This window comes from Streptomyces sp. NPDC034037, from assembly GCF_055575715.1.
Genome location: NZ_JBVISC010000006.1, coordinates 160,260 through 173,298 on the forward strand (window position 1 = coordinate 160,260; position 13,039 = coordinate 173,298).

Sequence of the window (13,039 nt, forward strand, 5' to 3'; positions counted from 1 at the left end):
GTCGGGATCGCCCCGATACCACCAGTATCGGGGCGACCCTCCGCCTTGCGAGCGCACGCACCAGACGCCGCCAGGCCCGCCCTGCGGGCGGACGACGCTACTTTCGAAACACGCCCTAGTCCGCCGATGCTCTCCGCCCCCGACGAGCCGGCCGACGTCCTGCTCGCGGCGGCGGCGGGAGAGGGGCGCCGGCCGGAGACCGGTTCCGTCGGCTAGGCGGTCTCGCCCGGGGTGGTCTTGTCGTACGTGAGGAAGAGGGTGCCGCTGTCGAGGAGGACGGTGTCGGAGCGCTCGTACAGCGTGGGCTCGAAGGCGGTCTTCGCCGAGAACAGCGGCGTGCCCGAGCCCAGGGTCAGCGGGGCCAGCTTGACGACCAGGCGGTCGATCTCGCCGCGCAGCGCCCCGGCGAGTTCGCCGCCGCCGCACAGCCAGATGTCCTTGCCCTCCTCGCGCTTGAGCTCGCGGACCTTGGCGACGGGGTCGGTGGCGACGAGTTCGACGGCGGGGTCGGGGCTCTCGGTGAGGGTGCGGGTGAAGACGTAGTGCTTCAGGTGCGGGTAGCAGTCGGGGAAGCCGGCGTCCACGCCGATCATGTACGTCCTGCGGCCTTCGAGGATCGTGTCGAAGTGCTCCCCCTCGGCGGTGATGCCGAGCGCCTGCCTCGCCTGGACGGGGAGGGTCTCGGGGTACGTCTGCGCGAGGTGCTGGACGTAGTCCTGGCTGACGGGCCAGAAGCCGTCGGGGCCGGTGGGGTCGGACCCGTCGGGCCCGGCGATGAATCCGTCGAGGCTGACGGCGATGAAGTAGACGAGCTTGCGCAAGTGGGCTCCTGGGGCGCGGTGGCGGCGGGTCGAGGTGAGCACGATGTTCGTTGTACTGCGACTGAAGTGGTTAGAACGTAGTACTCCACCCGGAGTGGTGTCAACGAATTTCAGCGACGACTTCGAACGAAGCTCCCGCTCAGCCCCCGAGGACCCCTCGCACCCGCGCACAGAACGCCTCCACGACGTCGGGGAGGGGAGCCGTGCCGTCGGTCAGCGCGCAGGCCGGGCACCGGGTGCCGGAGGGCATGGCTAGCCGTCCAGGAGGGTCAGTTGGTCGAGTGCCTTGCGTACGCGGGCGGTGAGGTCGGCCTCGCCCACCTCGTGGTGGGCGACCGCGAACGTGCGCGACGGGGGCTTCCTCGACCACTCGAACGTGGAGCGGGCCGCGCGTCGCACGTACACGAGGGCGCCGACGACGTTCTGGAGGAAGACGACCTCCAGCTCCCCGAAGCGGCCCGTGCCCGGGGCGGGGGCGCTCAGGAAGAAGACCTGGTGCAGGCCCCTGCGCGCCTCGACGTCGGGGATGTACTCGTCGAGCAACTGCGAGCCGTCGACCAGATATCCCGCCTCGCCGAACGCGTCCAGGACCGCCTCGTACACCGGCGGCGCCGAGATGTGCAGGAAGTCGACGTCCCTGACCGGTGACTCCGACTCCCACGCCAGGCGGGTGGTCAGCGACACGTCGACGCCGAGGGCCTGGCCCCGGAGTTCGGTGACCGGGCACTCCCAGGGCAGGGTGCCGCTGAAGGGCACCCGCTCCTCGGTGCCGGGCGCCACGGTCATCTCGTAGCGGCCCGTGGTCAGGCTGGTCACCTCGTCGTCCGTGACCGTGCCGTCGTAGTAGTAACCCTTGGCGACCACATCGAGGTTGAGGTGGTCGATCTTCAGCCCGTGGCCGCCGCCCTTGAGGAAGACCTCCCCCTCGACGGACCGGCCGGGCGTCACCGCGACCGTGGTGATCTGCGTGTCGATCTCCGGCGGCTCCTGGTCGCCGTCCCTGCTCCCCCACGCGAACAGCCTGCGAAATCCCATGACGCGTCCCCTCCCCATGTACGTGCGGCGCAGCATAACTCCTGACCACAGCCCTCTTCGGGCGTCATGGAACACGCCGCCGGGGCGGGGAGGTGTGTCTCCCCGCCCCGGCGGCGGTGTCCTTCTCCGGCGAGCGGCCGGCGGTGGCGCTACTTCTTCGCGCCCGCCCCGGCGGTGGCGGGCTCGGCCGCCGCCTCGTCGGTCCGCGCCGGCGCGTCCCGGTCCTTGCGCGGCAGCAGCACCGCCACGAGGACCGTGCCGACGCCGAGGATCACCGCGCCGACCATGCTGGTGTGCGCCACCGCGTCGGAGAACGCGGAGCCGACCGCGTCGGCCATCTTGTGCGCGCCCTGGGCCAGTTGCTCGGCCTGCCCCTTGAGCTGGGCCGCCTGCTGCTGGGAGCCGGCGTGGGCCGCCCGCTCCGCTGTCGCGTGCGCCTTGTCGCCGATGCCCTGGGCGACCGCGTAGCCCGCGCCGACCGAGTCCTGGGCGGTGTCCAGCGTGCCGGCGGGCAGCTTGGTGCCGGACGCGGCGGCCGCGTCCTCCAGCTTGGCGGAGTACGAACTGGCCAGCACCGAGCCGAGGATGGCGATGCCGAGCGAGCCGCCCAGCTCCAGGGAGGTGTCGTTGACCGCGCCGCCGACGCCCAGTTCGGCCTCCGGGAACGCCCCCATGATCGCGTCGGTGCAGGGCGAGAGCGCGAGGCCGATGGCCAGGCCGAGGACGATGAGCGGGGCCACGAAGTCCCCGTACGAGGACGTCGCGTCGACCCGGGTGAGCAGCGCGAGCGCCACCGTGCCCGCGACCATGCCCGCCGACACCGTGATCTTCATGCCGACGCGCGGGGTCAACAGGCCGGTGAGCGCCGAGCCGACGAAGACCGCGCCGGCGAGCGGCAGCATGCGCACGCCGGTCTCCAGCGGGTTGTAGCCGAGCACGAACTGGAGGTGCTGCGTGAGGTAGTAGAACGCGCCGAAGACCGCGAGGAAGAACAGTGCCACCGCGAGGTTCGAGCCGGCGAAGCGGCGGTCGAGGAAGCGGCGGACGTTCAGGATGGGGTGCGGGTGGCGCAGCTCCCAGGCGACGAAGGCCAGCAGGCCCACGCCCGCGACGACCGCCGCGGAGATCGCCTTGGCGTCCCAGCCGAAGTGCGGTCCCTGGATGATCATGTAGACGAGCGCGCCGGTCCACACGACGGAGAGCAGACCGCCGACGTAGTCGATGCGGTCGTGGTGCCCGGCCTTGGACGGCGGGATGAGCACGAAGGCGCCGACGATGGCGAGGGCGGCCACCGGCACGTTGATCAGGAAGGTGGAGGACCAGCCGTGGTCCTCCAGGAGCGCGCCCGCGACCAGCGGACCCGCGGCGATCGCGAGGCCGGCGGTGGCGGTCCACAGCACGATGGCCTTGGCCCGCTCCCCCTTGGGGAAGGTCGCCGCGAGCAGCGACAGGGTGGCCGGCATGATCATGGCCGCGCCGAGCCCCATGACGGCACGGGCCGCGATGACCCCGCCGGAGCTGTCGACGAGCGAGCCCGCGACGGCTCCGCCGCCGAAGACGACGAGGCCGAGGACGAGCGCGCCGCGCCGGCTGTACTTGTCGCCGATGGCGCCGAGCAGCAGCATCAACGCCGCGTACGGCACGGTGTAGCCGTCGATGACCCACTGGAGGTCGGAGCTGGAGAGGCCGAGGTCCTTGGTCATGTCGGGGGCGGCGACGGTCAGCGCCGTGTTCGCCATGACGATGATCAGCAGGCTCAGGCAGAGCACCCCCAGCGCCCACCAGCGGCGCGCGTACGGCCCCTTCATCTCCTCGACCGGTTGCTTCATGACTAGAGCCACCGAAGTCTCACCCTTCCCTGCCGCTGTGCGTCTCTTGCTTTCCGGTGACCTTGCACAGCACTGTGCAATTACACACCCATGTGCAATTTACGCCATTGCACACAGCTGTGCAAAACGGCCGCGGGTCCGCCGTCGCCGGGCCGCGTGCAAAATGGAGCCCATGAGCCGAGCCGACGCCAACCGCCGCCGCATCCTGGAGGTCGCCCTCGCCGAACTCCTCCGCGATCCGGACGCGTCCATGGACCAGATCGCGCGCGCCGCGGGCGTCGTGCGCAGGACCGTGTACGGGCACTTCCCCAGCCGGGAGGCCCTGGTCGGCGCGCTCCTCGACGGCGCCGTCGAGGCGGTCGCCGCCGCCCACGCCTCCGGGCGGGCCCAGTCGGAGGACCCCGCCGCGTCCCTCGCCCACTCCATGGTCGCCGTCTGGGAGATCGCCGACGGCTACCGCCTGCTGGTCGGCCTCGCCCAGCGCAGCGTGGCGATGGAGGGCATCCGCCAGCGGCTCGCCCCGGTCCGCAAGGAGTGCGTGAACGTCCTGCGGGCGGGCCTGTCGGACGGCTCCTTCACCTCGTCCCTGCCGCCCGCCGCCCTCGCCTACGTCCACGAACAGCAGCTCTTCGGCCTGATGGAGGCCGTCAACGACGGCCTCCTCGACCCCGGGGACGCGGGCCGGGCCGCCGCGTCGACGGCCCTGCTCTCGGCGGGCGTCCCGGTGGAGCGCGCGCGGGAGATCATCGCGCATCTGCCGTAGGCCGCGCCGCGGTTCCCGTCGCCGGTGAGTCCGCCCTCCGAGACCCGTCCCTGGCCCGGTCGCGGACTCCTGCCGGTGGAGCCCGCGTACCGCTCTCGTTGTACAACCGGCCCGGCTGATACGTGGGTTGCGCAGGTACATCAACCCGCTGCGGGACGACCCGGCCGGCCCCTTCGCCATAGCGTCTCGGCACACACACCGCGGCTTCCGCGGAAGTGCCGATGACCGGAAAGGTGAAGTGGTCCCATGTCTCGTCTCTTCTCCACCCGCACCCGACTGCGCCGCGCCGCCGTGGCGGCGGGCGCCCTGATGGCCCTGACGACGGCGGTGGGCGCGGCCCAGGCGTCCCCCGCCGCCGACCAGGGCCGGGTCAAGGCGACCGCGGCCCCGGCGGACTGTCCGAAGTACTACTTCTGCGGCTACAAGGACGCGAACTTCAAGCGCCTGGCGTTCAAGTTCAAGGACTGCTACATGCAGGAGATCCCCGACGGGCTGAACAGCGGCGGCTCCTGGTACAACAACCAGTCCGCCGGCACCAAGGCGAAGATGTACAACAAGGCCAAGCAGCTCATCTACACCACCCCGGGTGCGCCCTCGAAGGACGCGTACGGCGACTGGGGCCCCGTCTGGTACGTGGACGCCTGCTAGCTCCCCGCACCGGGGCACGCGTCACCGCCCGCCGGCAGCCCGCGTGACGGGCCGCCGGCGGGCGGTCGCCCCGGTCACACCGTCGCCGGCTCCTTGCCGCCCTCGCTGCGCCGCTCCGGCGCCGAGGGTTCCGGGGAGCGCGGGTCGGGGCCGTCGTGGCCGTCGTAGTCGTGGCGGCCATCGTGGCCGTCGTCCACCAACGTACGCTCGTCGAAGGGGAGTTGCCCGGCGAGGACGGCCGTGACCCGCTCCTTGTCGACCTCCTTGGTCCACGTGCCGATCAGCAGCGTGGCCACCGCGTTGCCCGCGAAGTTGGTGAGGGCGCGGGCCTCGCTCATGAAGCGGTCGACGCCGATGATCAGGCCCACCCCGTCGACCAGGGCGGGCTTGTGCGACTGGAGGCCGCTCGCGAGGACCGCGATGCCCGAACCGGACACGCCCGCCGCGCCCTTGGACGCGATCATCATGAACAGCAGCAGCGAGATCTGCTCCCCGATGCCGAGCGGCTGGTCCATGGCGTCGGCGATGAAGAGGGAGGCCATGGTCAGGTAGATCATGGTGCCGTCGAGGTTGAAGGAGTAGCCGGTCGGGACGGTGATGCCGACGACCGGACGGCTGACCCCGAGGTGCTCCATCTTCGCGATGAGCCGCGGCAGCGCGGACTCCGAGGACGAGGTCGACAGGATCAGCAGGAACTCGCGGCCCAGGTACTTCAGGAGCTTGAAGAGGTTGACCCCGGCCACCAGGCGCACCAGCGTGCCGAGGACGAGCACGATGAACAGGGCGCAGGTGACGTAGAACCCGACCATGATCGTGGCGAGCGCCTTGAGCGCGTCCACGCCGGTCTCGCCGACGACGGCGGCCATCGCACCGAACGCGCCGACGGGCGCGGCCCACATGATCATGCCGAGCACGCGGAAGACCAGCTTCTGGATGTGCTCGATGCCGCGCAGCACCGGCGCGCCCGAGCGCCCCATGGCCTGCAGGGCGAAGCCCACGAGCAGCGCGACGAGCAGCGTCTGGAGCACCTCGCCCTGGGTGAAGGCGGACACCAGCGTCTTGGGGATGATGCCGAGCGCGAAGTCGACGAGGCCCTTGTCCGCCTCGTCGGCCGCGCTGTGGCCGGCGCCCTTCACGGACTCGGTGAGGTCCATGCCCGAGCCCGGGTGGAGGATGTTGCCGACGACGAGGCCGATGGCGAGCGCCACGACCGACATGGCGAGGAAGTACGCGAGCGCGAGCCCGCCCACCTTGCCGACCTTGGCGGCCTTGCGGACCGAGCCGACGCCGAGCACGATCGTGCAGAAGATGATCGGCGAGATCATCATCTTGATGAGGTTCACGAAGCCGGCGCCGACCGGCTTCAGCTCCTTGGCGAAGTCCGGCCAGATGAAGCCGACGGCGATGCCGAGCAGCACGGCGCCGATGACGGCGATGTAGAGGTAGTGCGTGCGGTCCCGCCGGGCGGGGGGTGCCATGTGCGGGTCGGCCGTGCTGGTCACGGGGCCCTCCTTGAACGACGACGTCGGCGTTGTGGTGCCCGCAGTGCGTGCGGCTCACGTCCTGGGATCCCGGCGACTATCTCCCGGCCTGTGAGGGCGGTCACCCTTGCGTTCATTTAGTTCGCACTTATACGACGGCGGGGCGACGAGGCAGACTGGCACCATGCCCCGCACTCGCCCACCCCGTCGGCGCCGCCTGCCGCGCAGCCTGGCGGGCCAGCTCTTCGCGATGCAGATCGTGCTGGTCACGGCCGTGGTCGCCGGGTGCGCGCTCTTCACCTATCTGAGCGACAAGCGCCAGGCGGAGGACGCGGCGCGCCACCAGGCGACCGCGGCGGCCCGGGCGGTCGCGGACTCTCCCTCGGTACGAGAGGCCATACGCGAGGACGACGAGCCCTCGAAGCGGCTCCAGCCGTACGCGAGCCGGGTGCAGCGGCACACGGACGTCGACTTCGTGACGATCATGGATCCGCGCGGCATCCGCTGGACGCACCCCGACGAGCGGCGCATCGGCGAGCGTTTCCTCGGCCACACGGCGCGGGCGCTGCGCGGCGAGACCTTCGCGGAGACCTACACCGGCACCCTCGGCCCCTCCGTGCGGGTGGTCACGCCGATCCGGGCGGGCGAGGCGGGCGAGGGGCGCGTCATCGGCCTGGTCTCCGCGGGCATCACCATCGAGGAGATCACCGAGAAGGCGCGCGGCCAGCTCCTCGCCCTGCTCGGTGTCGCGGCGGCCGCGCTCGTCCTCGGCGGCATCGGCACGTACGTCGTCAACGCGCGCCTGCGCCGCAGCACGCACGGCATGAACGCGGCCGAGCTGAGCCGGATGCACGACTACCACGAGGCGGCGCTGCACGCGGTGCGCGAGGGACTGCTGATGCTCGACGGGCAGCGGCGCATCGCGCTGATCAACGACGCCGGCCGGGAGCTGCTCGGCGTCCCCGGCGACACCGTGGGCCGCAATGTCGCCGAGCTGGGGCTGCCCGCGCCCCTCACGGGAGCGCTGCTGGCCTCCGAGCCCCGGGTGGACGAGCTGCATCTGACCGCCGACCGCGTGGTGGTCGTCAACACCTCCCCCGTCTCGGGCGGCGAGCGCAGGGGCACGGTCGTCACCTTGCGCGACCACACGGAACTCCAGGCGCTCACCGGCGAGTTGGACTCGGAGCGCGGCTTCACGCGGGCGCTGCGCTCGCAGGCCCACGAGGCGGCGAACCGGCTGCACACCGTCGTCTCCCTCATCGAGCTGGGCCGCGCCGAGGAGGCCGTCGACTTCGCCACCGCCGAGCTGGAACTGGCGCAGGCGCTGACCGACCAGGTGGTGGCCGCCGTCAGCGAGCCGGTCCTCGCGGCACTGCTCCTCGGCAAGGCGGCGCAGGCCAACGAGCACGGCGTGGAGCTGGTCGTCTCCGCCGACAGCAGCATCGACGACGGCATGCTCCCGGCATCCCTGTCCTCCCGCGACCTGGTGACGGTCCTCGGCAACCTCATCGACAACGCGGTCGACGCGGCGCAGGGCTCCCCGGCCGCCCGGGTCACGGTGACGGCACGCGCCGACGGAACGGGCCTCCTGCTGCGCGTCGCGGACACGGGCCCCGGCGTCGACCCCGGCCTGCGGGAGGCGGTCTTCGAGCGGGGCTGGTCGACCAAGGCGGCGACGGGCCGCGGCCTCGGCCTCGCCCTGGTCCACCAGACGGTGACACGCAACGGCGGCACGCTGACCCTGCGGGGTTCCGCGGAGGGCGGCGCCGAATTCGAGGTGACGCTGGCGTTTGGGGCGGACGGGGTCGCTGGGGCTGCCGGGCCGGCCGGGGGCACTGTGTCATCCGGGGCCGCCGTGTCGTCCGGAGCGGACGTGCCTGCCGGGACCACTGGGGCGAACGGGGCCGCTGGGGCGGTCGTGCCTGCCGGGGCTGCCGGGGTTGCCGTGCCTGCCGGGGCTGCCGGGACCACCGGAGCTGCCGTGCCTGCCGGGGTGGCCGGGACCACCGGGGCTGCCGTGCCTGCAAGGGCGGCCGGGACTGCCAGGGCCGCTGGGGCACCCGGAGCACCCGGAGCACCCGGGTCAGCCGTGCCGCCGTCCGAGGTCGAGCTCGGCAGTCGGGGAGGTGCGGGGCGGTGATTCGCGTACTGGTGGTCGAGGACGATCCCGTCGCGGCCGACGCCCATGTCCTGTACGTCAACCGCGTGTCCGGGTTCGAGGCCGTCGCGAGGCCCGCCCACTCCGCCGCCGAGGCCCGCCGCGTCCTGGACCGCACCCCCGTCGACCTGATCCTGCTGGACCTGCACCTGCCCGACGGGCACGGCCTCCAACTGGCCCGCTCCCTGCGCGCCGCGGGCCACCCCGCGGACGTGATCGCGGTGACCTCGGCCCGCGATCTCGCCGTGGTCCGCGAGGGCGTGTCCCTCGGCGTCGTCCAGTACGTCCTCAAACCGTTCACCTTCGCCACCCTCCGCGACCGCCTCACCCGGTACGCGGAGTTCCGCACGGCCGCCGCCGAGGGCGAGGCGACCGGTCAGGACGAGGTGGACCGCGCGCTCGCCACGCTGCGCGCCCCGGGCCCGGCCGCGCTGCCGAAGGGCCTCAGCGGACCCACCCTGGAACGCGTCATACGCACCCTGCGGGCCGCCCCCGAGGGCCTGACCGCCACCGCGGCCGCCCAGGCGGCGGGCCTGTCCCGCATCACCGCGCGGCGCTACCTGGAACACCTGGTCGACACCGCCCGCGCGGCCCGCAGCCCGCAGTACGGCCATGTCGGGCGCCCGGAGCTGGTGTACCGGTGGCTCACGGCGACGGAGCGGCCTCCCGCTCCGGGCGCGTCGCCGACGTAGTCCTATAACAACGTTGTCAGGTGGATGACGGGCGTCAACGCCCATCCGTGGCACGGGCATTGACCTTGCTCCGAGCGCGCCCTTACGTTCACCGGGCAGCTCCGCGTTGCACCCCGCGCTGTAGGAGGTCGTGCCCGTGCGTCCCACCACCACCCCGCTGCTGCTCACCGCCACCGCCCTGCTGGCCGCCGGCACCCTCACCGCGTGCGGCGGCGGCGCCGACGACGACCCCGACACGGTGAAGGTCTCGTACAAGCAGTCCACGGACAACGAGATCCGGGTCATGGACACGTTCCTGACGGACGTCAAGAAGCAGTTCGAGAAGGCGAACCCCGGCAAGAAGGTCGAGCTGGTGCCCATCAAGGCGCCGGACTCGGAGTACTACACGAAGCTCCAGCAGATGCTGCGCTCCCCCAAGACCGCGCCCGACCTGGTGTACGAGGACACGTTCCTCATCAACTCCGACATCACGAGCGGGTACTTGAAGCCGCTGGACCCCTATCTCGACAAGTGGGACGACTGGGACCAGTTCATCGACACGGCCAAGGCGGCGGCGAAGGCGGCCGACGGGAAGACGTACGGCGTGCCGGACGGCACGGACACGCGCGGCCTGTGGTTCAGCAGGGCGATCTTCAAGAAGGCGGGGCTGCCGCAGGACTGGCGGCCGAAGAACTGGGACGAGGTCCTCGACGCGGCCCGCACGATCAAGAAGAAGGTCCCGGGCGTCACCCCTTTGAACGTCTACACCGGGAAGCCGGCCGGCGAGGCGGCGACCATGCAGGGCTTCCAGATGCTCGCCTACGGGACGGGCGAGGACCCGCTGTACGACCCGAAGGCGAAGAAGTGGGTCACCGGCGGCAAGGGCTTCAAGGACTCCCTGAAGTTCGTGGAGACGGTCTACGACGAGAAGCTCGGCCCCGACGTCTCCGACGCCCTCGACCCCAACTTCGCGACGCGCGTGCGCGGTGAGCTGCTGCCCGAGGGCAAGCTGGGCATCGCCCTCGACGGCTCGTGGCTGCCGCAGGACTGGGGCAAGGGCGCGGGGCACGAGTGGCCCGCGTGGTCGCGTGAGCTGGGCCTGGCCCCCATGCCGACGCAGCACGGCCAGGCGCCCGGCAAGGTGAGCATGTCCGGCGGCTGGACCTGGGCCATCCCGGCCAGGGCGAGCAACCCCGACCTGGCCTTCGCGTTCATCGAGACGATGCAGACCAAGGCCAACGCCAAGAAGTGGTACGTCGCCAACTCGGGCATCGCGGTCCGCGAGGACGTCGCGAACGACCCCTCGTACGTGAAGGCGCAGCCCGGCATCAAGTTCTTCACCGACCTGGTCGCCACGACCCACTACCGGCCCGCGTATCCCGCGTACCCGAAGGTCTCGACCGCGATCCAGGAGGCGATGGAGTCGGTGACGACGGGCGACAGCTCGGTGGAGGAGGCGGCGAACGGCTACGACGAGGAGGTCGAGTCGGCGACGGACGGCGAGGTCATCGAGAAGTAGCGCCGCCCCCCGACCGCCCCGACGCCGGGCCGCCCTGACGCCCGCCGTCCGGGCACCCGGCTGCCGGGCACCCCGCCGGTAGCGCCGGCGCGAAGAACCGTGCCGCCCACCCCGGCGAACGGGTCACCGGTGCCGGCACCGCACGCCATCCCTCCCGTGACCGCCCGCCACCGGTACCAGAGAGCGAGTGCCCGTACATGACCACCGTGCCCCCCGCTCCCCCCGGTGGCGTCGCCAAGACGGCGCCGGGGCCGGACGCGCCACCACCACCGCCGCCGCCCGTCCGCCGCACAGGCGCCCGTACCCGGCGGGGCCTGCTCAGGGCCCTGCCCGTCTCCCCCGCCGTCGTCCTGCTCGCCCTGTTCCTCGCGGGGCCGATCGCGTACTGCGCCTACATCGCCTTCACCGACCTCCAGCTGACCGGCCAGGCCGAGTCGAGCTTCGTCGGGTTCGACAACTTCCGGGAGGCGTTCGGCGACGAACGGTTCCTCAACGCGGTCTGGCTCACCCTCGTCTTCACGGTCCTGTCCTCCCTCATCGGCCAGAACACGCTGGGCCTGGCCCTCGCCTCCCTGATGCAGCGCGCGTCGAAGCCGGTCCGCACCCTCACGGGCGCGATCGTCGTCACGGCCTGGGTGCTGCCGGAGGTCGTCGCGGGCTTCCTCCTCTACGCCTTCTTCCGCCGCGAGGGCACCCTCAACGCCGTCCTGGACTTCCTCCATCTGCCGTCCCAGAACTGGCTGTTCACCCTGCCGATCCTCGCCGTCTCGTTCGCGAACGTATGGCGCGGGACGGCCTTCTCGATGCTGGTCTACTCCGCCGCCCTCAACGAGATCCCCCAGGAAATCACCGAGGCGGCGCAGATGGACGGCGCGAGCGGCTGGCGCCGCATGTGGCACATCACGCTGCCGATGATCCGCCGCTCGATCGGCACGAACCTCATGCTCAACACCCTCCAGACGCTCTCCGTGTTCGGTCTGATCTGGGTGATGACACGCGGCGGCCCGGGAAACCGCAGCCAGACCCTGCCGCTGTTCATGTACGAGCAGGCCTTCCAGAAGAGCATGATCGGGTACGGCACGGCGGTGGCCCTGCTCCTGCTCCTGGTCGGCTCGCTGTTCTCCCTCGTCTACATGCGCCTGTTGCGTACGGAGGTCTGAGTGGCCCTCACCAAGCGTGCGAGCACCGCGCGTTCGCGGCGCAGGAAGCACCGTCTCGCGGCCGACGCGGGCCTGCTGGTCGTGGCGGCGGCGTTCGTGCTGCCCCTCGCCTGGGTGGTCCTGTCCTCCTTCGACCCGGAGGCGGACCTGCGGGTACGCCTCCCCGACGGCCTCACCCCGGACAACTACGACAAGGTCCTGACCCCCGAGATCACCTTCACGCCGCTCCTCAACAGCCTCCTCCTGTGCGGGGGCGGCACGCTGCTCACGGTGGTCTGCGCGGCCCTCGCCGCCTATCCCCTCTCGCGCTACCGCTCCCGCCTGAACCGCCCCTTCATGCTGACGGTCCTCTTCGCGACGAGCCTGCCGATCACCGCGATCATGGTCCCGGTGTACGCGTTGTTCGTCCAGGTCGACCTGATCGACACGATGCAGGGCACGATCTTCTTCTTCGCCGCGTCCCAACTCCCCTTCGCCATCTGGCTGATGAAGAACTTCATGGACGGCGTCCCCAAGGAGCTGGAGGAGGCGGCGTGGACGGACGGCGCCTCGTCCCTCCAGTCCCTGCTGCGGATCGTCCTCCCCCTGATGGGCCCCGGGGTGGCGGTCGTGACGGTCTTCTCGTTCGTCATGATGTGGGGCAACTTCTTCGTCCCCTTCATGCTCCTGCTCACCCCCGAGCAGATGCCGGCGTCGGTCAGCATCAACGACTTCTTCGGCAACAAGGGGACGGTCGTCTACGGCCAGCTGGCCGCGTTCTCCGTCCTCTACTCGACCCCGGTGATCCTCTTGTACGTCCTCGTCTCGCGCCGCCTGGGCGGGGGCTTCGCGCTGGGCGGGGCGGTGAAGGGCTGAGGGCGGGCACAGAACTGTGACATCCCTTCGCTCCGATACGTCCCTCGCGCCCCATTCGTGACGGCACATCTCCCTGGTATCGGGCCCCGCCCCGCACTA

The 13,039-nt window shown here is 71.4% G+C and carries 11 protein-coding genes; 7 read left to right on the forward strand and 4 right to left on the reverse strand.

The window, feature by feature from the left end:
• Window positions 1–212: 212 nt before the first annotated feature.
• The 3 genes from ACZ516_RS21915 to ACZ516_RS21925 form a co-directional block, all read right to left on the reverse strand.
• The gene (locus ACZ516_RS21915; RefSeq protein ID WP_469011604.1) at window positions 213–821 is read right to left on the reverse strand and encodes a dihydrofolate reductase family protein; all 609 of its coding nucleotides are present in this window, start codon (window positions 819–821) and stop codon (window positions 213–215) included.
• Window positions 822–1,073: 252 nt separating this feature from the next.
• Window positions 1,074–1,856 carry a sporulation protein gene (locus ACZ516_RS21920; RefSeq protein ID WP_469011425.1) on the reverse strand — a complete coding sequence of 261 codons (783 nt, stop codon included), beginning with the start codon at window positions 1,854–1,856 and terminating at the stop codon, window positions 1,074–1,076.
• Between the two features lie 149 nt (window positions 1,857–2,005).
• Entirely contained in the window at window positions 2,006–3,697 is a 1,692-nt protein-coding gene (locus ACZ516_RS21925) for an MFS transporter (protein ID WP_467464661.1), read from the reverse strand.
• A 151-nt stretch (window positions 3,698–3,848) separates the two neighbouring features.
• Here ACZ516_RS21925 and ACZ516_RS21930 point away from each other — a divergent pair, with 151 nt between their 5' ends.
• Window positions 3,849–4,448 (forward strand): TetR/AcrR family transcriptional regulator, encoded by a 600-nt coding sequence (locus ACZ516_RS21930; RefSeq protein WP_467464659.1) that lies wholly within the window; start codon window positions 3,849–3,851, stop codon window positions 4,446–4,448.
• Window positions 4,449–4,694: 246 nt separating this feature from the next.
• Window positions 4,695–5,096, forward strand: a complete 402-nt coding sequence (locus ACZ516_RS21935) for a hypothetical protein (protein WP_358587960.1) — start codon at window positions 4,695–4,697, stop codon at window positions 5,094–5,096.
• Between the two features lie 74 nt (window positions 5,097–5,170).
• Here the strand turns inward: ACZ516_RS21935 and ACZ516_RS21940 are convergent, their stop codons facing one another.
• Window positions 5,171–6,574, reverse strand: a complete 1,404-nt coding sequence (locus ACZ516_RS21940; protein WP_469011605.1) for a cation:dicarboxylate symporter family transporter — start codon at window positions 6,572–6,574, stop codon at window positions 5,171–5,173.
• 253 nt (window positions 6,575–6,827) lie between these two features.
• Between ACZ516_RS21940 and ACZ516_RS21945 the strand changes: the two genes are divergently transcribed.
• The 5 genes from ACZ516_RS21945 (at window position 6,828) to ACZ516_RS21965 (ending at window position 12,940) form a co-directional block, all read left to right on the forward strand.
• Window positions 6,828–8,717, forward strand: coding sequence for a sensor histidine kinase (locus tag ACZ516_RS21945; protein WP_469011606.1), 1,890 nt, complete (start codon window positions 6,828–6,830; stop codon window positions 8,715–8,717).
• Window positions 8,714–9,427, forward strand: coding sequence for a response regulator (locus ACZ516_RS21950; protein ID WP_358589022.1), 714 nt, complete (start codon window positions 8,714–8,716; stop codon window positions 9,425–9,427). Before ACZ516_RS21945 ends, ACZ516_RS21950 begins: the two co-directional genes overlap by 4 nt.
• A 130-nt stretch (window positions 9,428–9,557) precedes the next feature.
• Window positions 9,558–10,925, forward strand: coding sequence for an extracellular solute-binding protein (locus tag ACZ516_RS21955; RefSeq protein WP_469011426.1), 1,368 nt, complete (start codon window positions 9,558–9,560; stop codon window positions 10,923–10,925).
• Window positions 10,926–11,122: 197 nt separating this feature from the next.
• Window positions 11,123–12,085 (forward strand): carbohydrate ABC transporter permease, encoded by a 963-nt coding sequence (locus ACZ516_RS21960; RefSeq protein WP_469011427.1) that lies wholly within the window; start codon window positions 11,123–11,125, stop codon window positions 12,083–12,085.
• Window positions 12,086–12,940: a carbohydrate ABC transporter permease gene (locus ACZ516_RS21965; protein WP_469011428.1), complete on the forward strand. Its 855-nt coding sequence runs from the start codon at window positions 12,086–12,088 to the stop codon at window positions 12,938–12,940.
• Window positions 12,941–13,039 lie beyond the last annotated feature (99 nt).

Bases quoted from the DNA above. Each gene is read 5' to 3' on its own strand.
- ACZ516_RS21920 (WP_469011425.1), bottom strand. From the start codon at position 1,856: ATGGGATTTCGCAGGCTGTTCGCGTGGGGGAGCAGGGACGGCGACCAG.
- ACZ516_RS21930 (WP_467464659.1), top strand. From the start codon at position 3,849: ATGGAGCCCATGAGCCGAGCCGACGCCAACCGCCGCCGCATCCTGGAG.
- ACZ516_RS21935 (WP_358587960.1), top strand. From the start codon at position 4,695: ATGTCTCGTCTCTTCTCCACCCGCACCCGACTGCGCCGCGCCGCCGTG.
- ACZ516_RS21940 (WP_469011605.1), bottom strand. From the start codon at position 6,574: ATGGCACCCCCCGCCCGGCGGGACCGCACGCACTACCTCTACATCGCC.
- ACZ516_RS21945 (WP_469011606.1), top strand. From the start codon at position 6,828: ATGCAGATCGTGCTGGTCACGGCCGTGGTCGCCGGGTGCGCGCTCTTC.
- ACZ516_RS21960 (WP_469011427.1), top strand. From the start codon at position 11,123: ATGACCACCGTGCCCCCCGCTCCCCCCGGTGGCGTCGCCAAGACGGCG.